Origin of the sequence: Maribacter polysiphoniae (assembly GCF_003148665.1) — a bacterium.
In the GTDB taxonomy this organism is placed as follows: domain Bacteria; phylum Bacteroidota; class Bacteroidia; order Flavobacteriales; family Flavobacteriaceae; genus Maribacter_A; species Maribacter_A polysiphoniae.
The window spans coordinates 191,239-216,800 of the sequence record NZ_QGGQ01000003.1 but is presented as its reverse complement, the minus strand read 5'-3'; the positions used below and the strand labels follow the sequence as shown (position 1 = coordinate 216,800).

General features: G+C 41.6%; 24 protein-coding genes, 1 other RNA gene and 1 pseudogene. 5 read left to right on the top strand and 21 right to left on the bottom strand.

All coding sequences use genetic code 11. The annotated features are described in order from the left end of the window. Nucleotides 1-7: 7 nt before the first annotated feature. The 18 genes and pseudogenes from LX92_RS08460 to LX92_RS08375 all read right to left on the bottom strand — a co-directional run bounded on the left by LX92_RS08460 (nt 8) and on the right by LX92_RS08375 (nt 18,966). Nucleotides 8-1,996, bottom strand: coding sequence for a heavy metal translocating P-type ATPase (locus LX92_RS08460; RefSeq protein WP_109649866.1), 1,989 nt, complete (start codon nt 1,994-1,996; stop codon nt 8-10). Nucleotides 1,997-2,022: 26 nt separating this feature from the next. Continuing rightward, nucleotides 2,023-2,379, bottom strand: coding sequence for a SpoIIAA family protein (locus tag LX92_RS08455; protein WP_109650104.1), 357 nt, complete (start codon nt 2,377-2,379; stop codon nt 2,023-2,025). Nucleotides 2,380-2,469: 90 nt separating this feature from the next. Beyond that, complete coding sequence (locus LX92_RS22720; protein WP_223308344.1) at nt 2,470-2,799, bottom strand: AlbA family DNA-binding domain-containing protein; 330 nt, start codon at nt 2,797-2,799, stop codon at nt 2,470-2,472. Continuing rightward, nucleotides 2,786-3,241 carry an AlbA family DNA-binding domain-containing protein gene (locus LX92_RS22715; protein ID WP_223308345.1) on the bottom strand — a complete coding sequence of 152 codons (456 nt, stop codon included), beginning with the start codon at nt 3,239-3,241 and terminating at the stop codon, nt 2,786-2,788. The genes LX92_RS22720 and LX92_RS22715 overlap by 14 nt, the downstream gene beginning before the upstream one ends. A 10-nt stretch (nt 3,242-3,251) precedes the next feature. Continuing rightward, nucleotides 3,252-3,605, bottom strand: a complete 354-nt coding sequence (locus LX92_RS08445) for a SpoIIAA family protein (protein ID WP_109649865.1) — start codon at nt 3,603-3,605, stop codon at nt 3,252-3,254. A 34-nt stretch (nt 3,606-3,639) separates the two neighbouring features. Further along, a complete protein-coding gene (locus LX92_RS08440; RefSeq protein ID WP_109649864.1) occupies nt 3,640-4,062 on the bottom strand; it encodes a Fur family transcriptional regulator in 423 nt (140 codons plus the stop codon). 20 nt (nt 4,063-4,082) lie between these two features. Then, entirely contained in the window at nt 4,083-4,412 is a 330-nt protein-coding gene (locus tag LX92_RS08435; RefSeq protein WP_109649863.1) for a P-II family nitrogen regulator, read from the bottom strand. A 115-nt stretch (nt 4,413-4,527) separates the two neighbouring features. After that, complete coding sequence (locus LX92_RS08430) at nt 4,528-5,772, bottom strand: efflux RND transporter periplasmic adaptor subunit (RefSeq protein WP_109650103.1); 1,245 nt, start codon at nt 5,770-5,772, stop codon at nt 4,528-4,530. Between the two features lie 16 nt (nt 5,773-5,788). After that, nucleotides 5,789-10,192: a CusA/CzcA family heavy metal efflux RND transporter gene (locus LX92_RS08425; RefSeq protein ID WP_109649862.1), complete on the bottom strand. Its 4,404-nt coding sequence runs from the start codon at nt 10,190-10,192 to the stop codon at nt 5,789-5,791. Between the two features lie 117 nt (nt 10,193-10,309). Continuing rightward, nucleotides 10,310-10,618, bottom strand: a complete 309-nt coding sequence (locus tag LX92_RS08420; protein WP_109649861.1) for a DUF6660 family protein — start codon at nt 10,616-10,618, stop codon at nt 10,310-10,312. Nucleotides 10,619-10,736: 118 nt separating this feature from the next. Next, a pseudogene (locus LX92_RS08415) lies at nt 10,737-12,413 on the bottom strand (DUF6035 family protein). A gap of 5 nt (nt 12,414-12,418) precedes the next feature. Further along, nucleotides 12,419-13,297, bottom strand: a complete 879-nt coding sequence (locus LX92_RS08405; RefSeq protein WP_109649858.1) for a HEPN domain-containing protein — start codon at nt 13,295-13,297, stop codon at nt 12,419-12,421. Nucleotides 13,298-13,808: 511 nt separating this feature from the next. Then, nucleotides 13,809-14,345, bottom strand: a complete 537-nt coding sequence (locus tag LX92_RS08400) for a lysophospholipid acyltransferase family protein (RefSeq protein ID WP_109649857.1) — start codon at nt 14,343-14,345, stop codon at nt 13,809-13,811. A gap of 9 nt (nt 14,346-14,354) precedes the next feature. Beyond that, nucleotides 14,355-15,485, bottom strand: coding sequence for an iron-containing alcohol dehydrogenase family protein (locus LX92_RS08395; RefSeq protein ID WP_109649856.1), 1,131 nt, complete (start codon nt 15,483-15,485; stop codon nt 14,355-14,357). A 4-nt stretch (nt 15,486-15,489) separates the two neighbouring features. After that, nucleotides 15,490-16,191 carry an HAD family hydrolase gene (locus LX92_RS08390; protein ID WP_109649855.1) on the bottom strand — a complete coding sequence of 234 codons (702 nt, stop codon included), beginning with the start codon at nt 16,189-16,191 and terminating at the stop codon, nt 15,490-15,492. Continuing rightward, nucleotides 16,182-16,895, bottom strand: a complete 714-nt coding sequence (kdsB, locus tag LX92_RS08385) for a 3-deoxy-manno-octulosonate cytidylyltransferase (RefSeq protein WP_190263538.1) — start codon at nt 16,893-16,895, stop codon at nt 16,182-16,184. Before kdsB ends, LX92_RS08390 begins: the two co-directional genes overlap by 10 nt. A 37-nt stretch (nt 16,896-16,932) precedes the next feature. Beyond that, on the bottom strand, nt 16,933-17,502 hold the full coding sequence (locus LX92_RS08380; RefSeq protein ID WP_109649853.1) for a DUF4126 domain-containing protein: 570 nt from the start codon (nt 17,500-17,502) through the stop codon (nt 16,933-16,935). A gap of 24 nt (nt 17,503-17,526) precedes the next feature. Continuing rightward, on the bottom strand, nt 17,527-18,966 hold the full coding sequence (locus LX92_RS08375) for an ATP-dependent DNA helicase (RefSeq protein ID WP_109649852.1): 1,440 nt from the start codon (nt 18,964-18,966) through the stop codon (nt 17,527-17,529). A gap of 270 nt (nt 18,967-19,236) precedes the next feature. Between LX92_RS08375 and LX92_RS08370 the strand changes: the two genes are divergently transcribed. The 3 genes from LX92_RS08370 to LX92_RS08360 are packed head-to-tail and all read left to right on the top strand — an operon-like array spanning nt 19,237 to nt 21,234. Then, a complete protein-coding gene (locus tag LX92_RS08370) occupies nt 19,237-19,887 on the top strand; it encodes a hypothetical protein (protein WP_109649851.1) in 651 nt (216 codons plus the stop codon). Next, nucleotides 19,865-20,698: a DUF3822 family protein gene (locus LX92_RS08365; protein WP_109649850.1), complete on the top strand. Its 834-nt coding sequence runs from the start codon at nt 19,865-19,867 to the stop codon at nt 20,696-20,698. The genes LX92_RS08370 and LX92_RS08365 overlap by 23 nt, the downstream gene beginning before the upstream one ends. Continuing rightward, a complete protein-coding gene (locus LX92_RS08360) occupies nt 20,698-21,234 on the top strand; it encodes an RsmD family RNA methyltransferase (protein ID WP_109649849.1) in 537 nt (178 codons plus the stop codon). Before LX92_RS08365 ends, LX92_RS08360 begins: the two co-directional genes overlap by 1 nt. 97 nt (nt 21,235-21,331) lie before the next feature. Here LX92_RS08360 and rnpB read toward each other — a convergent pair. Beyond that, an RNA gene (rnpB, locus tag LX92_RS08355) (RNase P RNA component class A) lies at nt 21,332-21,675 on the bottom strand. A 129-nt stretch (nt 21,676-21,804) separates the two neighbouring features. Here rnpB and LX92_RS08350 point away from each other — a divergent pair. After that, on the top strand, nt 21,805-23,637 hold the full coding sequence (locus tag LX92_RS08350) for a DNA polymerase III subunit gamma/tau (protein WP_109649848.1): 1,833 nt from the start codon (nt 21,805-21,807) through the stop codon (nt 23,635-23,637). On the opposite strand, the gene LX92_RS08345 is transcribed toward LX92_RS08350, so the two are convergent. Continuing rightward, nucleotides 23,626-24,024 (bottom strand): transmembrane 220 family protein, encoded by a 399-nt coding sequence (locus LX92_RS08345; RefSeq protein ID WP_170117814.1) that lies wholly within the window; start codon nt 24,022-24,024, stop codon nt 23,626-23,628. The genes LX92_RS08350 and LX92_RS08345 overlap by 12 nt on opposite strands. Before the next feature lie 31 nt (nt 24,025-24,055). Between LX92_RS08345 and miaE the strand changes: the two genes are divergently transcribed. After that, on the top strand, nt 24,056-24,637 hold the full coding sequence (gene miaE, locus LX92_RS08340) for a tRNA-(ms[2]io[6]A)-hydroxylase (protein ID WP_109649847.1): 582 nt from the start codon (nt 24,056-24,058) through the stop codon (nt 24,635-24,637). A 23-nt stretch (nt 24,638-24,660) separates the two neighbouring features. Here the strand turns inward: miaE and LX92_RS08335 are convergent, their stop codons facing one another. Beyond that, complete coding sequence (locus LX92_RS08335; RefSeq protein WP_109649846.1) at nt 24,661-25,551, bottom strand: Ppx/GppA phosphatase family protein; 891 nt, start codon at nt 25,549-25,551, stop codon at nt 24,661-24,663. Between the last annotated feature and the right edge of the window lie 11 nt (nt 25,552-25,562).

Here is a 25,562-nt window from a genome sequence, read left to right as displayed (position 1 = left end):
ATTGGATTTATTTTTTATAGGCGAGCAAACGCAATGCATTGACCACCACTACCAACGTAGAGCCCTCGTGAATGGCCACGGCTATCCCTATACTTGCCCAGCTCATAATTGTCGCAGGAATTAAAAGGGCAACAACCCCCAAGCTAACCCATAAGTTTTGCTTGATTATCGCCTTCGCTTTTCTGCTCAAACCGATGGCAAAAGGCAAGGTTTCCAGTTTGTCTGCCATTAGTGCTATATCTGCGGTTTCTAAAGCCACGTCGCTTCCCGCCGCACCCATTGCAATACCAACGGTACTGTTTGCCATTGCAGGCGCATCATTAACACCATCCCCCACCATTGCCAGTTTATTTTCCTGTTCCGCAAGTTTTTTGATGGCCTCCACTTTTTCTTCGGGAAGCAGACTTCCGCGTGCTTCGGTCAAACCGATTTCCTCGGCTACAGCGTCGGCCACTTTCTGGTTGTCGCCGGTAAGCATTATCATTTTCTTGATGCCTATTTCCTTAAGTTGGGCCAGGGTTTCCTTGGCTTTTTCCCGTGGCGTGTCCATCAGCCCCAGCATCCCTATAAATTCATTGCCCCTTTTGATAAGCATCGTGGTCTTTCCTTCCCCTTCAAGTGCTCTTACCTTTTCTGATACGTCGTTGGGAACGCCCTTATCAATATCCTCGAAAAGCTCAAGATTGCCTATGTAAATGGAATTCCCTTGATAGTTTGCCTTTATGCCCTTGCCTTGTACGGCTTCCAAATCATCGGCATCGGGAATTTTGGTGTCCTTCCCAAGCCGTTCCATTCCGTCCCGTACAACTGCCTTTGCCAGGGGGTGGTCGCTCAGTTCCTCAACCGCAATAGCAATTTCCAACAGTTCCTTTTTATCTATGCTGCCAAAGCTTTCGACGTCGGTAAGCTTTGGTTTTCCTTCGGTAAGCGTTCCTGTCTTGTCAAAGGCCAATGCGGTAAGCACCCCTAAATCTTCCAATGGGCGACCGCCTTTTATCAAGACCCCGCCACGCGCAGCCCTTGCCACACCACTCAATACAGCAGATGGCGTAGAAATGGCGAGCGCGCACGGACTTGCAGCTACCAATACCGCCAAGGAACGGTATAGGCTTTCGCTCCATGGTTCATCGATGACCAAAAAAGCAAAATTCAGTGCAACGACCAGTATAATGACCGCTGGCACATAGTACCGCTCAAACTTGTCGGTCAACAACTGGGTGGGCGATTTCTGGTCTTGAGCCTCCTGAACCATTGTAACCAAGCGGTTGAGGGTAGAATCTTTTGCCTCTTTGATTACCTTTATTTCAAGGGTATTGTTACCATTGATGGTTCCTGAAAATACACGGTTCTCATTGGGAATATTGCTTTTTGAGGTATACTCTTTGTCCGGATTTTCTATTGGTGTTTTGTCCACCGGAACGCTTTCCCCGGTAATGGGTGCCTGGTCAACACTACTGTTACCTTTTACAATTACACCATCGGCGGATATCTTGCTGTTGGGGCGCACCACGATGATGTCGCCCACCTGTAGTTCTTCAATACCCACTTCAACGGTATCGTCATCTTTCTTGAGAAGGGCTGTTTTTGGGGCGAGGTCGGTCAGTGCCGCAATGGACTTTTTTGCCTTGCCCATTGCATAGTTTTCCAATGCGTGACCCAGACTAAAAAGGAAAAGCAACAAGGCACCTTCTGCCCATTCGCCCAGATAGGCCGCCCCCGCAGCCGCGACCAGCATCAGGAAATCGATTTCAAATTCGCCCTTGGCCACTTTGCTAATAGCTTCCTTCAGGGTAAAATAACCTCCAAAAAAGAAGGCCGCAATATAGAGTCCAAAAGGAATGTTTTCTGAAACCCCTGTAAATTTCTCCAATAGGAAACCTGTTATTAGTGTGACCCCACTTAATATAGCAAAATAGAGTTCGGTGTTTTTGCCGAAGATGCCACCGTGGTCGTGATTGTGGCCATCGTCATTACTATGTTTTTCCTTGTCATTCATATTATTAATCGTTTTGTTATCGTTAATTAAGATTTAATCCACTTTTGGGCTTGTGATTTCTCGGATATATCAAAATACTTAACTTCCGAGCTAGTGAAAAAATCAGTTGCCTTAGCCACCCACTCCTGCCATTTTTTGTTGCCCACAAAGGCTATCTTGCCGTAATCTCCCAAGTGTGCCGAATCAATTTTTAGGTCTTCCCAAAAGCCTTTAAGGGTATAGCCTTCAAAATCTTCCATTTCAAAATAGAAATCCACTTTATGGCCTTTTTCTATGATGTTGTGGATGAGCGGATGCATCTTTTCCATATCCTTTTCCGTAAGTCTCCCGCTGATTTTAGCGGCAATAAGATGTTCCTGTTCTAAGTTTACTATCTGTACCATTTTTGTATATTTTTTAATCAATCTAATTAAAACAAACGTGCAACGGAAGTGCAAATAACCCTTCCTGCATGGCCCAATAACCTCCTGTTTCTAGTTGTACTGTGCCTTTTCCTTACCTATATACACCAGGGCTTCGGGCAAATCTAGTTCGCGCGTGGCATTGCCCGTGCGTATATAAAACCGTGACCGTCCCTCAAGGGTTACATATACCGGCATTCGGGCTGGTAAAATCTCGATACAGCAAACTTGCTTTTGACCAAACCCGAAAAATGCTACGTTCACTAGCGTACAAAGATGGGTTCCCAGTTTTAGAGCGATCAATTGCATCAAATACTGCTCAAAGCCATCGCTGTCCGGCTTTTTAAGCGTATCGAAATCCTGTTGCAGGCCCAGAATGGTTCCCCCGTCATCGACACCCATGAGCAACTTGCCCCCCCTCGGTGTTCATAAACCCGGCAATGGTCTTTGCAATGATAAGCTCAAGTTGTTTGTTTACCCTGCCCTGCCGTACATCCCATCGCAAGCTTGACTTGAATTCCACCCGGCTGCTCTCTCCCTTGTTTATGAGTTCGAGAACGGTTTGCCTGTCCATCCGTTGCCTGTTCAGTTGAAAAATCTTTTTTCTGAAAAAGACCATCAGGGCAAGGCTGCTTCCCATTGTCCCGAACAACAGGTTTCTAAGAATTTGGTCAACATCGACAACGTTCCATACGGTTTTGAAGGCTTCAAGAAAATAGCTTGACCAGTGACCGGAATCGCCCAACCGGTCAAAGAGAAAAAGGGATAGGCCCAAGGGTTGCAGTATAAAGACCCCAAAGGCAAAACCTGCCAAAAGCCCTATCCCTATTTTTCTTCTTTGCATCGATAAAGTGTTATTTACGTTCGAGCCAGTTTTTGGCAGTGCCCTTGTCTTCAGGTCCGAAATATTTTATGTGGGCTTCGCTAAACGGCAATAGCGATTCGGTAAACCGTTCTTGCCAAGTTTTTTCGCCCACCAAGGCTATTTTCCTAAGCCGTGTTTCTTCGGGAAAGGAAAAATCCAACCTCTCGCCGCTGCTTTTCTTCACTCCTTTTTTGCGAGGCTCCATTTCCATATACCAAGCGGCTTGTTCATTGCTTTTCAAATGTTCATTCAGGGCTTTGACCAAGGTCGCCCCATCATCGGCATACATTTCTTGATCTGCGATGGTATATATGATTTGGTCTTTTTTATAGATTGCTATCATCGTCGTATTCTTTTGATGTTATTGGCCCTTAAGGCTACTCCAAATTGCCACTGCATTTATTGCATACTCCCGTTACGACCAGATTGATATCGTCTGCCATATATCCTTGAGGCAGGTTTACCTGTGGGATTTTACGATCGGTCAAACAAACGGTCTCGTTACACTGGGTGCAGTGAAAATGTAGGTGCAGGTCGCTGCCCACCTCACATCCACAGTTTTCCTCACAGAGTGCATATTTCATAATCCCTGTACCGTCCGCTATCTGATGTACAATATTTTTTTCCTCAAATGTTTTCATCGTCCGGAAAAGGGTGCTCCTTTCCGATTTCTCGAAAAAATTCTCCAGCTCTCCCAAACTGATGGCTACCTCGCTTTCCAGCAGCTTTTTATAGGTTAACAGTCGCATCGGCGTGGGCCGTATGCCCTTGCTCTCCAGTTTTTTGACAATTCTTTCCATTTTAAAAGGGGTTAAAGGTCTTAGCGTTTTAAGGATTCGCCTGTTTTGATCTGGAAGGCATCCTCTATATCCGATAAATAGATGATACCGTCCCCTGGGTCGGGCGTTTTACCGTTTTCCGTAATAATATCGATTGCCGCTTGTGCTTCCTCATTTTGACATACCAGCTCCACTTTTACCACTGGACTATCGGTTATATTAAAATCAAGGGAGGGTCTTGCTCCCTTTGCCTTGAACGCCCCGGTGCCCTCCGCTTGTGAAAGCGTCATACTTTTAAAACCATTGTCGCTTAGGGCTTCGATGACCTTTTGGATGCGGTTTGGTTTTACAAATGCTTTTATTTCTTTCATATTTATACTATTTAGATTTTTAATCGATTTTGAACCGGGCCTACTTTCTGATTTTCAACTAACTAATTAAGACGATAAACAAACCCGGAATCAAAACCTTTATCTATATTGTTGTTTAATGTCCGTGCTCCAGTTCGCCCTTGACCATTTCCGAAGAAAGGGTGTAGGCTCCGTTTGTTACTATTTTGACATTTTCGGGTATTCCTGCAGGCAGGTTTACTTCTACAAAACCCAAGTCGTTGACTCCTGTACTCACGGGAATGCGTTTATATTTCATTTTATTTTCTTCTGGTGCTCCATCCTCATCCACGATAAAAACATAGGACTGTTCGCCTTCTTTGACAATGGCTTCCTCGGGTACTGCAAAGCCCGATTTCTCTCCCTGCACGATTCTTCCTTCTGCATACATTCCTGGTAAGAGGTCGCCATTTTTGTTATCGATATCCGCGTGGACGTGCAAGGCTTTTGGATCTTCCTCAAAGGTCTTGCCTATGGAATGCACTTCTGCCGTTAACAGTTCATCCGGTTTTGAGGCAACGGTAAAATGGATTTTTTGACCTACCTGAACCTTGGGGATATCTTTTTCATACACTTTGAGATCCAAATGGAGTTCTGAATTATCGCTCACCGTAAACATTTTTGATTGGGGGGCCACATAATCCCCCAGGCTTACCATTACTTCATCCACAAAGCCGGATATAGGTGTCGATATGGGTATGGCCGAGTAGATTTGTCCTTCTTCCACCTTGGAAGGATCGATACCGAGCAAGCGCAATTTTGATTTTAGGCCATTGACACTTGAGGTTGTGGAACGGAACTTTGACTGTGCCATCTGAAATTCCTTCCCGGAGGAAACGCCTTTGTCGTACAAGGTCTGCTTTCGCTCAAAATCCTGTTTAAGGAAAACCAGTTCATCGTTTTTTTCCTGGTACTCCTGCTGCATACTGATAATATCGGGATGTTCCAAATAGGCCAACACCTCTCCTTTTCGCACTTCATCTCCTTCGATTACTTTGATGGAACGTACATTGCCGCCTACGAAAGGACTAATATTGGCCCTGTCCTGAGGATATAGCTCAAGCCTTCCGGTTACCTTGATATTGTTACCGAGGTTTCTTTTTTCCAAGGTTCTGGTCTCCAGGTCAATGGTCTCCATTTGTAGTGTAGAAAGTACTACAACACCTTCTTCTCCTTCTTCCCCGTGGCCGCCTTCCTCTTCGCCGTGGGCATCTTCCCCACCTGCTTCGGTTTTTGATACACCTTCAGCTTCATTATTCCCAAGTTCAGATTTTGGGGCATCGTTACAACTCATGAACATAAGTGTAAATAATACGGTGCTTATTAAGATTATATTCTTCATTTTTCCTTTTTTAAGATTATAGATTGCCCAATTGATATTGCAGCTCAATGGCCTGCTGGTTATACTGATTTATAAATTGTAGATGGTTTTGTTTGATTCTTATGGCACTGTTCAGGATCGTGATATAGTTCACATAATCGATTTCCCCTTCCCTTGAGGCCAGTTCCGCCGTTGCTATCTGTTCTTCCGCCAAGAGCAAAGCCCCTTCTTGATAATAATCAAGCGTCTTTTGGGTCTTCTCCAAAGATTTTAAAAGTTGGGAAACCCTACTTTCGGTTATGGCCTTCTGTTCCAGATACTGATTTTCGGCTACCATTGCGTCTGCTTTGGCGGCTTTGACCCTGGATTTTTGAGGGAAGAACCAGAGCGGAATGCTGATACCCGCCTGATAGGTGTTGAACCCTGATACATCGTCTACTATCTGTCTTCCGTACGTGAGGTTGAACTGGGGCAGGAACTGTGATCTTTCCACGCCCACGTTTGCTTTGCTCACTTTGGCATTTTGCATTGAATATTGCAATATTGGGTTGTCGCCCACTGATGTGGAATCCAAAACTGCCCGATAATTTAGCGGTGTATAGGCTCGGCCTACCGTTTCGATGTCTTGGTTTATACCCAGATATTGCTTTAGTGCACGCTTGGCGATTTCGATATCGTCATAAGCTTGTTGCCTGAGCACCTGTATCTGCTGATATTCCGAGGACGCCGCAATAAACTCCAGTTTTCCGGTTTCCCCAGTATCGTAACGGAGTTCCGCGGCCGTCCTGAAATTTGCATAGACGCTGTCCAATTGTTCCGCGAAGCGCAATTGTGCCTTGTTATAATTGATACGGTCATAGGCCAGCATCACGTTACGTATCAACTGTTGCTCGTTTAGGGCATAGAACTTTTCGCCCAATTGAACACGCTCCTTATAAAACTTGGATTTTGAAAACCCAGAGAGCAAATCAACATTTTGCTGCTGCACCCCGATCGTGGTCTGTACCCCGGGCAGGTCATTGCCATATTCTTCCTTGCCCGTAAAGATTTGGGTATTACCCAGATCGAAACTTGTTGCCTTCATCGCCTGCTCGCGCTCAATAAAAGCCTGGCTTTCCTTAAGCGATGGATAATTCTGTTTTGCTAGGGAAATAGCCTCCTCCAATGTTATGGTCTGGGCGATTCCACTTTCCTGTGCATTTACGGTATTGGAAGTGAAAAATCCTCCCAAGCCTAATAACACCACCAGAACTGTTGTGCTTTTGTTGATATAGCTTGGATCATCTCCTTTACCCTTACGTTCTTTGCGGGCTTCCAGCCAATAATATAATATCGGAAGGACAACAAGCGTTAAAAACGTTGCCGTAAGCAATCCGCCAATAACGACGGTTGCCAATGGTCGCTGCACTTCTGCACCTCCCGAGGTAGAAATCGCCATTGGTATAAAGCCCATAATAGCTGCCGTTGCCGTCAACAAAATTGGGCGCAAGCGCTCATGTGTTGCCTCGTATATGCGTTTTTTTAAGTCTGTCATTCCACTTTCCTTTAATTCATTGAATTTGTTTATCAGTACCAATCCGTTCAATACCGCCACTCCAAAGAGCACGATAAAACCGACACCTGCAGAAATACTAAAAGGCATTCCCCTTATCCAAAGGGCAAACACACCACCAATAGCTGCCAGCGGTACTGCCATATAAATCATAAGTGATTGCGAGAACGAACTCAGCGCAAAGTAGAGCAATATGAATATTAGAAAGAGTGCAATGGGCACTACGATCATCAATCGGTCGGTCGCACGTTGCAGGTTTTCGAACGAACCGCCATAGGTCACAAAATAACCAGGTGGCAATTTTACTTGTGCTTCCAGTTTTTGCTGTATTTCCTCGACCATTGATTTTACATCGCGCCCACGAACATTTACCCCTACCGAAATACGACGCGAGGTATTGTCCCTTGAAATTTGCATTGGCCCTGGTTTGTAACTGATTTCCGCCACTTCCTTTAAGGGTACTTGGTTGCCGCTGGGCAGGTCGATATACAGATTTTTAAGGTTGTTGATATCCTGTCTAAAGTCCTTCGCCAAACGAATGACCACATCGAACCGTTTTTCGCCTTCAAAGATCACACTTGCCTGCTCTCCAGCAAATGAAGCACTCACATAATCATTCAACTTATTAACCGTTACACCGTATTGTGCCATTTTCGCGCGATTGTATTCCACCGTCATTTGCGGCAAACCGCTCGTGGCCTCCACATTGAGGTCGGCTGCGCCGGGAACGGTTCTGATGACGGCCGCGATTTCTTGCACCTTGTCAGCCAACACACCCAAATCTTCTCCGTACAATTTTATGGCCACGTCCTCCCGAACACCTGTAAGCAGTTCATTGAAACGAAGTTCTACAGGTTGCGTAAACACGAAGTTTACACCGGGCACTACTGAAATTTTTTCCTGAATTTTTTCTATGAGTTCTTCCTTGCTATCTGCTGAAGTCCATTTACTCTTATCTTTTTCAAGAATAATGTAACTATCGGCTATGTCCATTGGCATTGGGTCGGTAGGGATTTCGGCCACGCCAATCCTTGAAACCACTGTTTTTACTTCTGGAAATTCATTGATTAAATTTTGAAGTTTTTTTGAGGCCTCTATGGATTCTGTAAGACTACTCCCCGGTTTTATCAAAGCCTGAAACGCAATATCGCCCTCATCAAATTTGGGAATAAATTCGCCACCCATATTACTGAAAATAAATCCTGCAATCAACAACAACCCGACCGCACCAATAACAACACCAGCCCTAAACCGAAGTGCGAAATTGAGCAACGGTACATACGCCGTGTTCAAACCGGACATTATTTTATCACTGAACCTATCAATCTTGTTTTCAAATTTGGCAAACCAACTGTTCTGATTTTTAGCAGGTTTAAGGAACATTGACGAAATCATTGGCACGTAAGTAAGACAAAGGATAATCGCTCCTAAAACCGCGAATCCGAAAGTAAATGCCATTGGTCGGAACATTTTTCCTTCCACACCGGTCAAAAAGAGAATCGGTGTAAATACGATAAGAATAATAAGCTGACCGAAAAATGCCGAATTCATCATCGTACTAGCCGATTCATAGGCGATTTCATCCATTTCAGATTGGCCAATGGCGGTTGTAGTTTTTTTCATCCGTTGATGAATGTGGAATACCATTCCTTCCACAATGATTACCGCGCCATCCACAATGATCCCAAAATCAATTGCACCCAAGGACATTAAGTTGGCCCACACCCCGAATTGCTTCATCAAGATAAATGCAAAGAGTAATGACAATGGGATTACCGACGCGGTAATCAAACCGCCACGGAAACTTCCCAAAAGCAGGACAAGCACAAAAATCACAATCAATGAACCTTCAATAAGGTTTTTTTCAACGGTGCTTGTGGTCCTTCCAATAAGTTCACTTCGGCTTAAAAATGGTTCAATGTAAACGCCTTCTGGAAGTGATTTTTGAATTTCATCGATACGCTTTTGCACATTATCTATAACAGTGCCAGGACTTTCGCCTTTCAGCATTAAAATTTGTCCGCCAACAGTTTCGTGTCCATCTTGGGTAAACGCACCATAGCGCACTTGATTCCCGTAGCCCACTTTTTCGGCTACATCCCTAACTAAAACAGGGCTACCGTTCTGTGAGGTAACAACCGTATTTTCTAAATCGGCTATACTACGAGCCAAACCTTCGCCGCGGATAAAATTTGCTTGGTGGTTTTTCTCGATATAAGCACCACCTGTATTGGCATTGTTCACTTTCAGGGCTTCAAAAACCTGATTCATTGTAATGCCAAAACTTTTTAGTTTATCAGGATTTATGGCCACTTCGTACTGCTTAACATAGCCACCAAAAGCATTGACCTCGACAACTCCAGGCACTAATGCCATTTGGCGTTTAACAATCCAATCCTGAATGGTACGAAGTTCCATTGCATCGTATTTATCTTCGTATCCTTCTTTTACCTTTAAGGTGTATTGGAATATTTCGCCCAGACCCGTAGTAATGGGAGCCATAAATGGCGTACCAAAACCTTCGGGAATTTCCCCGGCGACTTCGGTTAATTTCTCTTGTACCAATTGCCGAGGAAGATAGGTGCCTGCTTCGTCCTCAAAGACGATGGTAACCACGGACAGTCCAAAACGGGATACTGAACGCAGCTCGATAACGTCAGGAAGGTTGGCCATTGCCAACTCAACAGGGTACGTTACAAATTGTTCAATGTCTTCAGTTCCTAAATTTGGTGCAACTGTGATAACCTGTACTTGGTTATTAGTAATATCGGGTACGGAACCCAAATTTATAGTGGCCATAGACCAAATGCCCGTGCCCACAAGAGCCACTATAAAAAGCCCAATAATGAACTTGTTATTAATGGAATATGAAATGATTTTGTTAATCATAGAAAGAGATTTAATTCAGTTTAAACTTCGCAATACAAGAGATGCAATGCATTTATGATGCGATGCTTGCTTTGAAAAGCATCACGTTAGGACATAGCTATCCTTAAAAAAACTGAATTAAGCTCTAGGTGGTTGTAATACTGAAGATACTACTCCATCGGAAACGCTCTCGAAGTGCGAGAAGTTTTCCTGTGAAATAGGATTTGGTAAGGGTGTGAAAGCGATTACACCAAAATCAATCGTATGCACGTGACAGCAATGACATTGGCAGAATGGCGAACACAGCTCACAATCTTGATCGTGGTCGCCATCATAGTCCATTACCGAAACGACCTGGGCATCGTCTTTAGCCGTTCCCGAATCGGCACAGGGCACTACATTGAGTGCCAAAAAGTAAAAGGACAATATGATTGTTAAAAATTTCACGGTACAAAAATATAAAAAAATTGATGCAACACCTATGCAAAAACTTGAAAGACTGAAGAATTGGTAATCTATGATTACGCATCAAAACACAAGAAATAATCCTTTGGTGCTAATTCAACTACCCTACGGATTCATCATTTCTCAATTCAGGATATAGGGTATTTAGTAAGGGCAGGCAATCAACTTTCTGTTTTGGATTCGTAGCATGGAACTCTGCCAGCTTTTTTTGAAAGGTATTTTTTTTGTTAAAAAGCATCAATTTTTCCCAAATACCATAGTTCTTAAAGGCTTTTTCGATATAACTCCAATAGTCGGCGTAACTATGTATAGCATTGTTTGCAAAAGCTATCCATTGAGTTTTTTGATATCGATAACCAATAATCTTATCCCTTTTTGCGCTTTCAATTATGCATACAAGGGGTTTATGTTCGAAAAGTTCATCGATTAAATAACAACCATTTAGCTCATTTGCCAAATGAAAAACTATTAATGTCGATTCGTATTCAATAGGGTCTGTTTCGATTTGGGCCAATATTGCTTCGTCCTCTTTCTTTAAGTTATATCCTTTTCGGATAAGTCTTTTTAAAAGCCACATCTTATGTTCAATAGCTATGTTTTCAAACATAGTTGCAAGAAGCGTTTTGTCGTCTTTGGATTTTTCGTTTAAGTCGATTTCCAAATATGAACTATCAATCATGTGTTCCAAGAAACCGATATGACCCTTTTTTGCTATTGAAAACCAATGGTGAATTCTTGGTTGACCATCTTTAGGTTTAAAAGCATCGGATTTATTTAATATCGATAGTTCGAATTCGTCCAAATTTTCCATTTGTTCTTCGATGGAAGAAAAATTATACCCTTTATTTTTCCATAAAAATCGGAGGTCATCGATTATAGAGTTTGTTTTTTCTTCAGCCACTACCTTCCTTCGACGCTCTTGATTTTTGACTTCCTCTTCTCTTTCCTTTTGAAGACGTTTGGCATGTTCGTTCTCTCTAACCTTGAGCTTTTTCCCATAGTCAAAATAATAAATCTGATAGGATTCAACATTGAACTTGAGTTGTCCAAGACTGACGGATTTTTCTATCCATTTGCAGAGCAACTTATTATCCTCCGTTAGAAATGGATATTTGTACGTACACAACAATCTAAAAGGTTCTGAAGATTCATCCAGTTTGAAAAAGTTTTGAAAATCCGTAAGATATTTGATATCGCGTTCCATTTGTCACTGGCCATGAACGTCAAAATCATCCAATATCCAAATCAGAAAAACTCCTTTCCGTTTGTAAAAATCATGTCGGTCATAAATGTAGCGCAAGGATAAATCGGATAGCTGTATTTCGAAAACGAGTTCTTTGTCCAAGTATTTACAATACACATCGGGCCTACGTTTTTCATTTCCATCGTAAATAAAGGTATCATCTACGCAGATAGAATGAACACCATCTAAATTGTAAAGTTTCTTGGCTATTTTGTTTTTAAGTGCTTTATGCCTTGCACTTTCTTTTCCACGATAAAGCTGTGCCAATTGTTCCGTTTCCTCCTGCGTCAGGTCGGTCTCCTTTAAGTAACAGAACGCCGCATTTGGTTGATGCTTAAAATGTAGTCTATCATACTTACTACCTGAAACGTTCAATTTTTGTTCACACTCGCAACAGTAGAGTTCTACTTCATCTCTATGATACTGCCTGCGAAGCTCAAATGAATTTTTAGCCGTGTCAAAGACATCATCGGCTTCAAGAATCTCTCCAGAAGTTTTGTCAAAAGCTACTTTTATACTTCTTTGAAACGACATCTCTATTATTGGGTAATTGTAGGGTTCGAAAACAGGTTTTGTAGCACTTGTTTATTACTATTCATTTTCTCCAATCGCAGAATCGCCTCCTTTAAAAATTTTATAAAATCCAATTGTTTCTGTACAATTGGTAGTTCCTTAGTATAAATATCCTCAGGATTGACCCCGTTTTTGAGATATCTTGTCTGTGAACTATGTTGAATGGTCAGTAAAGCGCAAAAGTAAAATGTATGGTCTATAAATATAGAATCAAATTGAATTGGTATCAAGTGATGCATTAAATTTTGAAAATACATTTGCGACTTTTTTTTATCCGCAAGCATCTTCAAAATTTCCCTTTTTGTTTCCAAAGCTTCCTTCGTACCTAATTCCCCAAAGTATCTTGCCATGGCTTGCATTTGTGACCTAAGTATTGAATTGCTATTTTCCGGAAATGCATATTCAATGGTTTCTAAGCCCGTTAGGATTTCTAAAAAGCCATCGAGATCTTCCAATGTAAAATTAACCAAGTCGCAATTTTTCAATCTGTCTATACTGCAAATGGCCGCTGAAATTGATTTATGGTGTTTGGCAAAGCTCTTATGGGAAAGCGGCTCCAGATCTTTCGGCATTGGATAGCTTTCAAGAAGCTCTATTGCGGCCTTCATTTTTTCTTCTTTTTGCACCATAATCTTTCTTGGGATTTTAAATTGATCGTGGGATGTCTCCTCGATTTCCTTTTCGGTAAAATCGCTAGAGAAAAGAACCGCGGCTTTATTGGCTTTCTCGCTTGCCTGTTGGAACAGAAAATATGAGTTTCTATACTTTCCGTTTCGGTGTAGCAAGATGGCAGATTCCAAATCATTAAGAGCGATATTTAGCCATGTATTGATTATTGTTTGCATAAGAGGTGTAAGTGTAACCTAAATGATATCTATAAATATATTGATATTTCTTTCAGTTAATAATCTATAAGCCAATATGTCAATTTACTTTCTTAAATTTACTTCATCATAGATGAATTTGTTTAAGGAAGCTTACTATATTTATTCATGAAAAATCTATATGAATCCTTTGAAACAAGACTTTTTTTAAAATACTTTTACGGCATATAAAACCGCGTGCAACGTATGCATTTTATAAAATCAAACGATTATTAACTTGCAGTTAATTAAAGAGTTATAAGACCGAGGGATAGAGCAGTAGGTAGCTCGTCGGGCTCATAACCCGAAGATTCATTTTCAGTCTTCGTTTTTCTTCTAATTACTAGGTTCTTTATTTTGGATATATCTGTTTAAATCGAACTAATAACGAACTAATTAAATTTTATAATTCATAAAGTACTGTAAATAATACATATGATAATGATAGGACGACGTGCAGAACGTATATCATACCATGGAGGAATAAGAATCCTTATGACAGTTCAGGTTTCTTACCCACAACACCTTTGAAGAACTCCCGATAAAGCTTAAAATCAGCTTCACTATTTTCCGTGGGCGTATAAGGCTGTGAAAATTTTATTTGCTTTCGACCATAATCAAAGGCAACCAAAACAATCGGCACGTTGGCGGCTTTGGCAATATAATAGAACCCTGTTTTCCATTGATCGACTTTCTTACGGGTACCTTCCGGTGAGAGCGCCAATCTAAAAACTTCCTTTTCTTCAAATATCTGGGCAATAGCCGATACGGTATCACTGCTTTTTGAGCGATCTATGGGCGCTCCACCCATCCACCTGAAATACCATCCAAAAGGTGGTTTAAACAAACTTTTTTTAGCAATAAAGCTCATGTCCTTATTAATGACCCTTCGAATAAGGAGTCCTAAAAAAAAGTCGACCCAACTGGTATGGGGCACAACGACCAACATACATTTCTTTAAATCGGGAAATTCCCCGACGATTTTCCAACCGAGTAACTTGAAGTAAATAAATTTTGCGAGTGTATGCATTTTTTAGGCTTAGATCTTTTCGTAGATCGATTTCAATTTGGCGGGAGTAATGGTCTTTCTCCACTCTTTTCCCAATGCATTTTCCCATAAAGGCTCCATGCCCATAGCGACAGTGATCATGGTATCGAATTCATCATCACTTAAATTGGCACATACTCCCTTAGGCAAATGAATGCCATGTTTTTCCTGCATGATCCTGAACAAGATCACATCTTCTGGATAGAACTCTTCCAAATGTTGGAAAACAAGACAATTACCAATTCCGTGTTTTACCCCCAAAAGGTATGAAAGTCCGTAACTCATGGCATGTGCCACCCCGACTTGGGAATAGGCGATACTCATACCCCCATGCCAAGAGGCCATCATTAATTTATCCCTAGCATCATCTTCGGACAACCCGTCAAGGAACACTTCCTTACAAAGCTGAAAAGCCTTCTCCCCATAACTTTGGCTGAAGGCGTTCAAATAAGTGCCATTCAAGGATTCCACACAGTGGATAAAACAATCCATACCGGTATAAAACCATTGATCTTTTGAAACCCCTTTGGTCAAATCAGGATCCAAAACCACTTGATCAAAGGTTGTGAAATCGGAATTAATCCCCAGTTTCTTTTCTGGACCCAAGAGAACGGTGGTTCGTGACACCTCAGCCCCTGTTCCACTAATGGTGGGGATACCTACATGATATACCGATGGTTTGTTCACCAAATCCCACCCCTGGTATTTCGCGGCACTCCCCTCATTATTCATCATTATGGCAACGGCCTTGGACAGGTCCATTACCGTTCCCCCTCCAATACCGACGATACCGGACGGAGCCTCCTGGAAATCAGTCTTTATTTTTTCCACAAGGGCATCTACCTGATTGGTCTTAGGCTCCTCGTCAGCAGAAATAAAAATAATTTGATCATTGCATATGGCCGGTATGCGCTCTACCAATGCCTGACCTTCAAAAACATCGTCGACCAAAAAAATGAATGGAGCTTCTGAATTTATGCGTTTGACCATTAATATAGACCCCAATTGATCAAAACAACCTTTGCCAAATACCACGCGAGGTACCATAGGAAAGTTCCTATACCTCTCTTTTTGCATTGGTAAAGTATCATCTGCTACAACACTATTGTTCTTTAACTCCATAACACTAATTCAAATAGTCTAGAATATCCCTTAAACTATTTATTTTCAAATATTTATAATCATCCTTTTCAATCGACACCTGTTCATGTTGCCAGGTGGTATGAAAAGGGACATGTACTGCTTTTGCCCCAATATTCAGTATGGGTAATACATCTGATTTGAGGGAATTCCCGATCATTAAAAATTCATCAACCTCTATTTCAAGATGTTCCAAAAGATTTTTATAATTGGCTTCTTTCTTATCACTCAATACCTCAACATGGTGAAAATATTCGGAAAGCCCCGACCTTTCCAGCTTTCGCTCTTGGTCCAACAAATCCCCTTTGGTCAAAACGATCAATCGATATTTACTGCTCAATACCTTTAGAACATCCTTAACACCATCCAATAATTCTACCGGATGGGCTATCATATCCTTTCCAAGATTCAGAATTTTATGAATCGTTGCTTGTGAAACCCTATTATTTGACAATTCCAAGGCCGATTCGATCATAGAAAGCATAAACCCTTTAATTCCATAGCCATAGAGTTCCAAGTTGTCCATCTCCTTTTTAAAAAGTTCCTGGTCAATTTTATTCTTGGTCTCAAAACCCTCTAGCAAATCAGCAAAAAGTTCTTCGGTATCGCGAAAGTATGTTTCGTTCACCCATAGCGTATCATCGGCATCAAAACCGACCACTTTTATGTTCTTGAAATCTACTTCCATGCAGCCTGGGCCTTTTTCAAATCTTCAGGGGTATCGATTTCGATACCTGTAACCTTGGTTTCTACCATTTTTATTTTTCTGCCATACTCCAAATACCTTATGGCCTCTATTTTTTCCTTGGCTTCCAAGGGCATCATCGGCAATCGGTGAAAATCCATTATGGCTCTCTTCCGAAATGCATAAATCCCTTTGTGTTTAAAATAGATATCCGCAATACTGGTATCTCGAGGATAAGGTATGGGGGACCTCGAAAAATAGATAGCAAAATTACGATTATCAACAATAACCTTTACCGTGTTCGGATTCTTAATTTCATCCCAATCATTGATTTTCACCATAAGTGAGGCCAAATCGATTTCGGCATCGGTATCATCCTCAAACACCTGCAAAACACTTGCCAAACTTTCACGATCCGTAAAAGGTTCATCCCCTTGTACATTGACAATGATATCCACATCCATATTCGCGACGGCCTCCGCAATACGGTCACTACCACAATCGTGCTCCTCTATACTCATAATTGCATTTCCTCCGGCATTCGTTATCGTGTCGTAAATGACATCACTATCGGTAACGACATAAACTTCATCAAACAATTGCGTATTAATGGCCGCCTCATACGTTCGAAGTATGACCGGTTTTCCTGATAGATCCTGCATTAACTTAGCAGGGAATCTCGAAGCCGCATAACGTGCGGGAATCATGGCGATAATTTTCACTCTTTCCTATTTAGTTGATTGTTTATGATTTTTTCCTTGGCCTTAGTTTGCGGTATATCGTAAAGACGAATACCAAAATTGCCACGACCAAAAAAGCCGCCAATATAGGGGCAAAAATCGAAGCTGCCGTAACCACTGCCGCAGTTCCTGTTTCGACAGTTGACACCAATGGATTTGCTATTCCACCAGTTGTGGCTGTCGATGCCAGGCGGGTAGAAGCTCCTGCTCCCTTAATTGCCGTGGCGGTACCACCCCCGGCGATTATTGCCAAGGACCAAGTAACCACGGGATCCAAATTGGCCACCGTCGATACCATCACCGCTGTTCCTGCGATGGCCGCCAAAGGTATGGCAATACTGTCTAATAAATTATCTACCCAAGGAATAAAATAGCCGAATATTTCAGCCAAAGTGGCTACCCCTAAGGTTATTAACGCTGCGATGCTTCCTATCCATTGCCAATTGTCATTTAATTCCCAGACCCCAAAATAGGAGGCCAAGCTCAATGCGAACAATGGCAGAAAAATGCGAAAACCCACAGAAGCGGCCAGCCCTATGCCTAAGAAAATACTGATGATCGTTTCAGAGTTCATTTTTATACTTTGTACTAAAATAGGTTATTCCGTATCAACAAAAAAATCGGACTTAAAGCCTATGAGATACAATTTTTTCTTGGCCCTGGTGACTGCCGTATACAGCCAGCGCAGATATTCCTTATCAACACCATTCGGCAAATAGGGTTGCTCTACAAAAACAGTGTTCCATTGCCCCCCTTGGGACTTATGACACGTTATCGCATAGGAAAACTTCACCTGTAAGGCATTGAAATATTTATTGTTCTTTACACCAAGGAACTTCTTATACTTTGATTTTTCATGGGTATAGTCCTGCATTACTTCTTGATACAACCGATTCCCGTCTTCATAAGATAGCGATGGGGTTTCCGCTTTTATGGTATCGAGCAACAATACAGTCTCAAAAGGCTGTTGTTTTGGATAATCGACCATTTTTACCGTAACCTCTGCAAACTTGAAGCCATACAGCTCCTTGATCGCAAAGATCTCGAGTACCTCTATAATATCACCATTGGCGATAAAACCAGCTTCCGAAGTAGGTTTCAACCAAAAGTAATTATTCTTAACCACCATCATATAATCCCCAACGGCCAGGTCATTTTCCAAATAAAGAATTCGATTACGGATGTTCTCATTATATAGGTTGGCCCGCTTGTTGGATCGTACGATAATAGCTGTTTCTTCCTTTCCATTTTCCGAATATGAAGTATCAATGGCTTCCTGTATCTCATAGCCATCGACCAAACGGACAATATCGGTATAGTCATTGACATCAAACTTGAATCCATCAAAAAAACTACCTTCCAATTCCTCCCTCAAAAGGGTGGCATTGACCAAAATTCCCGAATCCTCGGATTGACGTACCACTTCATCCAACTCGATCTTGGTTACTTCCTTATTATAATTCAGTTCCAATTTCCCTTCATCCAAGGCTGGACTTAGATCAAGGTGAACCGGTGGTAACTGTGCGGTATCCCCAATCAAAATCAATTTACAATTATGGCCCGAATAAACGAACATCATTAAATCATCCAAGAGGGATCCATTCTCAAAGAGCTTGGAGTCTGCCGGGGTATCAGGGATCATTGAGGCTTCGTCGACAATAAAAATGGTATCCCTGTGCTTATTGGGGGCCAATACAAATTGCACCCCTCCCCCCGATTGCTTTTTGGGGAAATATATTTTACGGTGAATCGTATAGGACTGTGTGTTGGCATAATTGGACATTACCTTGGCCGCCCTTCCCGTCGGGGCCATAAGGACAGACTTCATGGTGGTACGCCAAAGGTTACTTACCAAAGTCCCAACTATCGTGGTCTTGCCCGTACCCGCAAATCCCTTTAACAAGAACAATTGCTCTTTCTCCTTGGAGAGAACATAACTTGACAATTGCTGTAGGGCAATTGACTGTTTTAAAGTAGGCTCATGCGGAAATTTTTCCTTAAGGGTCGTAAAAAAAGAAGAAGCTGTAAGGACTTTCATAGAAAACAAAGATAAACATGATTATTGGTCATATACATCTTTACCCTATTATTCTAATTGGAAATTGAAAAACGAACACCCAAAACACCTCCTTGGTAGCACTATTTCAAAAGCGATACCAAGTACCCGATTTATTTAGGCCGAACCTATCTACCTGTCCGTCACATTTAAATTAAAATTCGTGTATAATTACAGCAATAAAATATTAGGCGGTTTCTAAAAAAATTGTAGATTTGTGTTAACCACTAAATAAAAAATAACACGTAAGAAATGAAGACCATAATACAAATTGTACTTTGGATTGCCTGTATCGGATTTGCATACCTTATTTATAACTCTGTAACAGGACCTATCGAATTCAAAAAGGTGAAGCAAGAACGTTTTGCGAAAGTTGTCGCCAAGTTAAAAGACATTCGTAATGCGCAGGAAGCCTACAAAACGGCGAATGGAACGTATGCAAATGATTTCAAGAGTCTTATTAGCTTTGTGGACACAGGAAAATATACCATTACCCAACAAAGGGATTCATCTTATATGGAGATGGACAAAACCTATGGTATTGAACTTTTAAAAGAAATCAAGATTATCGATACTTTAGGATTTGTTTCTGTAAAGGATTCTTTATTCAAAAATGATGATCGTTACAAAAGCTTGATGGATGTACCTTATGCTCCGAATGCGGAGAAATTTGAGATGAAGTCGGCAATTATTGACAAAGGCGGTTATAAAGCACCGGTTTTTGAAGCTAAAGTCAAAAAAAGTATCATACTACATGATCAACCTAAAGATTTATTGACTCGTGAAAACGCCCAAGTAAGTGTTGAGGAAGTAAATGGTGATGTGATAAAAGTAGGATCATTGGAACAAGTGAGTACGAGTGGTAACTGGCCTCCAATCTATGACAAAAAAGAAGATCTTTAATACTGGCGATATCGCATTGGAAAAATTTAACAAACTGTCCATTCAAGTTAGCTTGAATGGACTTTCTTTTTGTGTTCTGGACACTATTTCCAATACGATCACCAAATCCGACAGGCGAATTTTTGAACGTACGCAAACCCCTTACGAGCTGCAGGACAATCTAAAAAACCTTTTGGAAACGCACGAAATCGACCGTGCAACTTTTTCTGAAGTAATCGTTGTACACAGCAATGGTCTTTTCAGTTTTGTACCCAAACCCCTCTTCGATGAAAAGGAACTGGCCAACTATTTGAAGTTGAACGCTAAAATCCTAGCTAACGACCATATGGCCTACGATATATTGGAGAACTACGACATGGTAAATGTATATGTCCCTTTTATGAACATCAACAATTATGTTTTTGAATTGTTCGGGGAATTTGAATACAAGCACAATGGTACTGTTTTGGTCGAGGCTTTATTGAATAATTCGGGAAACAGCAAAGAACCTGTTTGTTACACGCATGTCGACGGTCAACAAATGAGTATTACCATTATTTCCCAAAAAAAATTATTGCTCCACAATAGCTTTACCTTTACCTCAAAAGAGGATTTCATCTACTATCTACTATTCACAATGGAACAATTGGGACTGGAAACGGAAACAACGAAGCTCAAGCTCTTCGGCTCTATTGAGGAAGATGATGAAATTTTCAAACTTTGTTATCACTATGTAAAGGACATCACTATTTTTATACCCTCGGTAAGCGCATATCCTATGGCAGACACAACCCAAGACAGTATAGATTTCACCGTAATCAGCGCTTTATAATGCGGATTATCTCTGGAACACATAAAGGAAAAAGATTGATAGCTCCCAAAAAGTTGCCGGTTCGCCCTACGACCGATATGGCCAAGGAAGCCCTTTTCAATATTTTGAACAATAACTACTATTTTGAAGATACTACCTTTTTGGACCTGTTTGCGGGCACCGGTAATATCAGTTTCGAATTTGCCTCAAGGGGTTCTACCGATATTGTTGCGGTGGACGCCGATTATGGTTGCATAAAATACATTGAGAAAATCTCAAAGGAACTCGATTTTGGAATCTCAACAGTTAAAAGTGACGTTTTCCAATTTTTGGGCAAAACATTCTTTAAGGCCGATATCATTTTCGCCGACCCACCCTATGATTTCACTGTTGAGGAATTTGCCAAAATACCCGAATTGGTATTCAAAAATGAACTCCTAAATAAAAATGGGGTACTGATCATTGAACATTCGAAACATACCGATCTTTCGCAATTGGATCGATTCACCAACGAACGGAGGTATGGCGGAAGTACTTTTAGCTTTTTTGAACAGTAGGCCGCACTAACATTCATTGTAGTACTTTGCAACTCCCACTGTAAACATCAGGGTTAATTCGACTGCGCATTTTCCACAGGAAAATACTGTCTCATTAAAAAAAAGCAGGTCATAAGCCGGATTCTGTTCATACTGAACTTACATCAAAATCACTCCCGACAAAGTCCAATATGCCCTTATCATTTATCTGGACCTTTGGTTACCCAAAGGCTCTAACCGCCTACCCTTCAGCTCGGGCGTGCAGCCCTCGAACACTGATTTACATGACGTTTCACCGTATAGAGTTTACCTGATTTCACTACAGCATTACCTGTACATACTTTCTGTTGCACTTGTCCGTCCCGCTTTCGCGGGAGACGGGTGTTACCCGCTATACTGCACTATGGTGTCCGGACTTTCCTATCTGACGGTAACCGCCAGATCGATAAGGTGACCTGCTAACTGCAAATTTACTTCAATTGTTGATAAAAAAGTGTTTAATCCATCTTAAATAAACTGCTATAATCCTCGCTATTTCTATATTTGTAAATAAGCAGGGGCAAACACCTAATACCTTTAAAGATAAACGAATTGGAGCCATTTATTGTATCAGCACGTAAATATAGACCACAGACATTCAAGGATGTCGTTGGGCAACAGGCGATAACCAATACCTTGCTCAATGCCATTGAGAACAACCATTTGGCCCAGGCCTTATTGTTCTGTGGACCTCGAGGGGTAGGTAAGACAACCTGTGCCCGTATATTGGCCAAACAGATCAACCAAGATGGCACGGAACGTGAGGATGAGGACTTTGCTTTCAATATCTTTGAATTGGATGCCGCGTCGAACAACTCCGTAGACGATATCAGGAACCTTATCGATCAAGTCCGTATTCCTCCCCAAGTGGGTAAATACAAAGTGTATATTATTGATGAGGTACACATGCTTTCCCAATCGGCCTTCAATGCGTTCTTAAAAACCTTGGAGGAGCCCCCTAAACATGCCATTTTTATTTTGGCAACGACGGAAAAGCATAAGATCATCCCTACAATCCTTTCCCGATGCCAAATATTCGACTTTAAACGTATTACGGTTAAGGATGCCGCATCGTACTTAAAATATATTGCAGAGAACCAAGGAATCGAAGCTGATGATGATGCACTGCACATCATTGCCCAAAAGGCCGACGGGGCCATGCGTGATGCACTTTCCATTTTTGATAGGGTGGTAAGTTTCGCAGGGAAAAACCTGACCAGAAAAGCGGTGACCGAAAATTTGAATGTCCTTGATTACGACACCTATTTCACTGCTACCGATTGTATTTTAAAACACGATATACCGAGTTTACTGCTCCTATTCAATAAGACATTGGCTTTAGGTTTTGATGGGCACCATTTTATTTCGGGCCTTGCTTCCCATTTCAGGGACCTTATGGTTTGCAGGCACGAGGAAACCATTGATTTACTGGAAGTCGGGGATACTGCCAAAAAGAATTATCTGGAACAATCCAAGCTAACTTCAACCACCTTTTTATTACAGGCGTTGAACATTGCCAATGACTGTGACCTAAAGTACAAAACCAGTAAAAACCAAAGACTTTTGGTTGAGCTTTCTCTTATGAAATTAGCGTCCATTAACTTTGGAGCTGAAAAAAAAAACCCTGAATCCGTCGCTTTAGCCGATAGTACCGTTGAATTTATAGCCCCTTCAGCGTTTTACAGGAACAATTTTCCCGTATCACCTGCAAAGACCAATCAGCCAGGGATCGAAAAAAGTACCGAACCACCCGTCGACAAGCAGATAGACACTCCTGTGAAGGATGTGGAGGTCCCTAAAAAGGAGATTGACACCGAAACTACCGTCCCTGCTCCCAAATTGAATACGAGTGCCCCAGCACCAGCAGCAGTGGAGACGACCAAGGAGAACAAATCTGTGAACATTACTATCGGAGCGCATAAAAAGCGTGTTTCCGGACTCTCGATATCCAGCTTAAAAGCTAAAAAAGAGCATCAATTAAACAAAAAAGAGGATGTTATTGATGAAAGCAAACTACCGCGGGATGCCTTTAGTGAAGAGGAGATGCAAAAGCATTGGATGGATTTTGTGGATAAGATGGAAAGTGATGGTCGAAAAATATTGGCATCCAATCTTCATACCGATGTTCCCAAACTCTTGAATGACCACACCATTTGGATAGAACTACCCAATGGTACCATGAAAAAAGAGATAGAAAGGGAGCAGTTTGATCTTATGGAATATTTACGAACAAACCTGAACAATTACTTTATCAACCTAAAGATAACGGTCAATGAAGAGGTTGCAAAAAAATTCGCATTTACCCCTGAAGAGAAATATGAAAAGCTCAGGGAGAAAAATCCAGCCATAGACATCCTTCGAAGAACCTTCGATTTAGACCTCTGATCTATTCTCAAACCTGATCCGTATCGCCAGGATGAACATTACAACTGCAATGATCAATAGGCCAAAAGCTTCCCGAGCTTCCTCAATGTTTTTTATATCACCTCCACCAATCACAAAACCTTCAAACTTTTCGGGCAACACATAAAAAAAACCAAAAAGGCCCAATATACCCAAAACAAAAGGCAACAGTGACGGCACCTTCTTAAACAGAAAACCAAGGGTAACCAACATCGCCAAACCATAAATGACCATCCAAAGAAAAGGATCCGGGTCGTTGTATTGTAAAATGGCCGAGATTGAAAATAAAGCAACAAATAGCCACCCCAGAACATTAAAGCACATTTTCATAGGATAAATATAGCGACCATATTTTGAAACGGATGGCATTCCTATTATTTTTGAAAAATAAACAAAAAATATGCTTGGACTTAAACTACCCACAGACCCAAGATGGGTCAATATTGTTGAAAAGAACATTGATGAAATCCTTACCGACCATGCCTATTGTGAACAGAAGGCTGCCAGTACGGCCATCTCCCTGATAGTTTCTTTTCCGGAGTACACTGAGCTTATACAAGAAATGGTTGCCCTTTCGCGGGAAGAAATGGGACATTTCAAAATGGTTCACGATCGCATTATCGCAAGGGGACAAACCTTGGGACGTGACAGAAAGGACCTCTATGTGGTCGAATTGATGAAATTCTTTCCAAAGGGAGGAAGCCGCACCAACCAATTGATACATCGATTATTATATGCTGCCCTAATTGAAGCAAGAAGCTGTGAGCGCTTTCGATTATTATCCGAGGAACTTCAGGATAAGGACTTGGCGGCATTCTACCATAAACTTATGGTCAGCGAAGCTGGCCATTATACCATGTTCCTCAAATTTGCACGTCAATATGGCAACCTGGATGAAGTGAACCAAAAATGGCAAGACCTTTTGGAATACGAAGCCACGATCATGAAAGATTTAGGCAAGAACGAAACCGTGCATGGATAGGAATTTTTAATCTCCCGTATAATTTATGGTGTGGCGGTATAGTAAAGACTTTTTATGATACCATCTGAAAGTCCGATTTTCGGTACATGGATTTTTTTGGCCCCACTCCATTTGGCCGCCATCAAAAAGATACGTGTTGCCGGTATGATCACATCGGCCCTATCGGTATTGAGTCCCAATTCCGAAATCCTATCCTCATAACTCAGGCTGTTCAAAAAATTATATTGAGCGTTCAGCCAGACGTAGGATAAATGCTCCCCTTCCTTTCTTCCTGACATTTTATGAAGCTTATTGATGTTGCCCCCAGAACCAATAATCGTAATTTTTTCGGTATCGGAAGTATTCAACTTAATCCAATCCTGTAATTTTTTCCAAGTGGCCTCACCTACCATATTGTTCAGCAAACGCACCGTACCCAGTTTAAAGGATTTTGATGTTTTTATCATGCCTTCGTTAAAAACCGTAAATTCCGTGCTTCCGCCACCAACATCGATATAGAGGTACGCTTGGTCTTTCTGTATGAGCTGCCTCAAATCCGTGGACGCAATAATTTCAGCCTCACGCTTACCATCTATCAATTCGATCTTAATACCCGCCTCCTTATGGATTTTCTGGATGATCTCCATGCCATTATTGGCCTCTCGCATGGCAGAAGTTGCACAGGCCATATATTTTTCAACCCGATTAACCTCCATCAACAATTGAAACGCCTTCATTGATTTTATGATGCGCTCAGCATTGTCTTCCGATATTTCCCCAACGGTAAACGAATCTTCCCCGAGACGCACAGGCACCCGTACCAACTCACTTTTGGTGAACACGGTCTTTTTACCTTTTTCCTCTATTACATTATTAATGAGCAACCTTATTGCATTCGACCCTATGTCGATGGCTGCGAATTTTCGAACTTTCAATAGTTTGTAAA

Bases quoted from the DNA above. Each gene is read 5' to 3' on its own strand.
- LX92_RS08460 (WP_109649866.1), bottom strand. From the start codon at position 1,996: ATGAATGACAAGGAAAAACATAGTAATGACGATGGCCACAATCACGAC.
- LX92_RS08455 (WP_109650104.1), bottom strand. From the start codon at position 2,379: ATGGTACAGATAGTAAACTTAGAACAGGAACATCTTATTGCCGCTAAA.
- LX92_RS22720 (WP_223308344.1), bottom strand. From the start codon at position 2,799: ATGGGTGTCGATGACGGGGGAACCATTCTGGGCCTGCAACAGGATTTC.
- LX92_RS22715 (WP_223308345.1), bottom strand. From the start codon at position 3,241: ATGCAAAGAAGAAAAATAGGGATAGGGCTTTTGGCAGGTTTTGCCTTT.
- LX92_RS08445 (WP_109649865.1), bottom strand. From the start codon at position 3,605: ATGATAGCAATCTATAAAAAAGACCAAATCATATATACCATCGCAGAT.
- LX92_RS08440 (WP_109649864.1), bottom strand. From the start codon at position 4,062: ATGGAAAGAATTGTCAAAAAACTGGAGAGCAAGGGCATACGGCCCACG.
- LX92_RS08435 (WP_109649863.1), bottom strand. From the start codon at position 4,412: ATGAAAGAAATAAAAGCATTTGTAAAACCAAACCGCATCCAAAAGGTC.
- LX92_RS08430 (WP_109650103.1), bottom strand. From the start codon at position 5,772: ATGAAGAATATAATCTTAATAAGCACCGTATTATTTACACTTATGTTC.
- LX92_RS08425 (WP_109649862.1), bottom strand. From the start codon at position 10,192: ATGATTAACAAAATCATTTCATATTCCATTAATAACAAGTTCATTATT.
- LX92_RS08405 (WP_109649858.1), bottom strand. From the start codon at position 13,297: ATGCAAACAATAATCAATACATGGCTAAATATCGCTCTTAATGATTTG.
- LX92_RS08400 (WP_109649857.1), bottom strand. From the start codon at position 14,345: ATGCATACACTCGCAAAATTTATTTACTTCAAGTTACTCGGTTGGAAA.
- LX92_RS08395 (WP_109649856.1), bottom strand. From the start codon at position 15,485: ATGGAGTTAAAGAACAATAGTGTTGTAGCAGATGATACTTTACCAATG.
- LX92_RS08390 (WP_109649855.1), bottom strand. From the start codon at position 16,191: ATGGAAGTAGATTTCAAGAACATAAAAGTGGTCGGTTTTGATGCCGAT.
- kdsB (WP_190263538.1), bottom strand. From the start codon at position 16,895: ATGATTCCCGCACGTTATGCGGCTTCGAGATTCCCTGCTAAGTTAATG.
- LX92_RS08380 (WP_109649853.1), bottom strand. From the start codon at position 17,502: ATGAACTCTGAAACGATCATCAGTATTTTCTTAGGCATAGGGCTGGCC.
- LX92_RS08375 (WP_109649852.1), bottom strand. From the start codon at position 18,966: ATGAAAGTCCTTACAGCTTCTTCTTTTTTTACGACCCTTAAGGAAAAA.
- LX92_RS08370 (WP_109649851.1), top strand. From the start codon at position 19,237: ATGAAGACCATAATACAAATTGTACTTTGGATTGCCTGTATCGGATTT.
- LX92_RS08365 (WP_109649850.1), top strand. From the start codon at position 19,865: ATGACAAAAAAGAAGATCTTTAATACTGGCGATATCGCATTGGAAAAA.
- LX92_RS08360 (WP_109649849.1), top strand. From the start codon at position 20,698: ATGCGGATTATCTCTGGAACACATAAAGGAAAAAGATTGATAGCTCCC.
- LX92_RS08345 (WP_170117814.1), bottom strand. From the start codon at position 24,024: ATGCCATCCGTTTCAAAATATGGTCGCTATATTTATCCTATGAAAATG.
- miaE (WP_109649847.1), top strand. From the start codon at position 24,056: ATGCTTGGACTTAAACTACCCACAGACCCAAGATGGGTCAATATTGTT.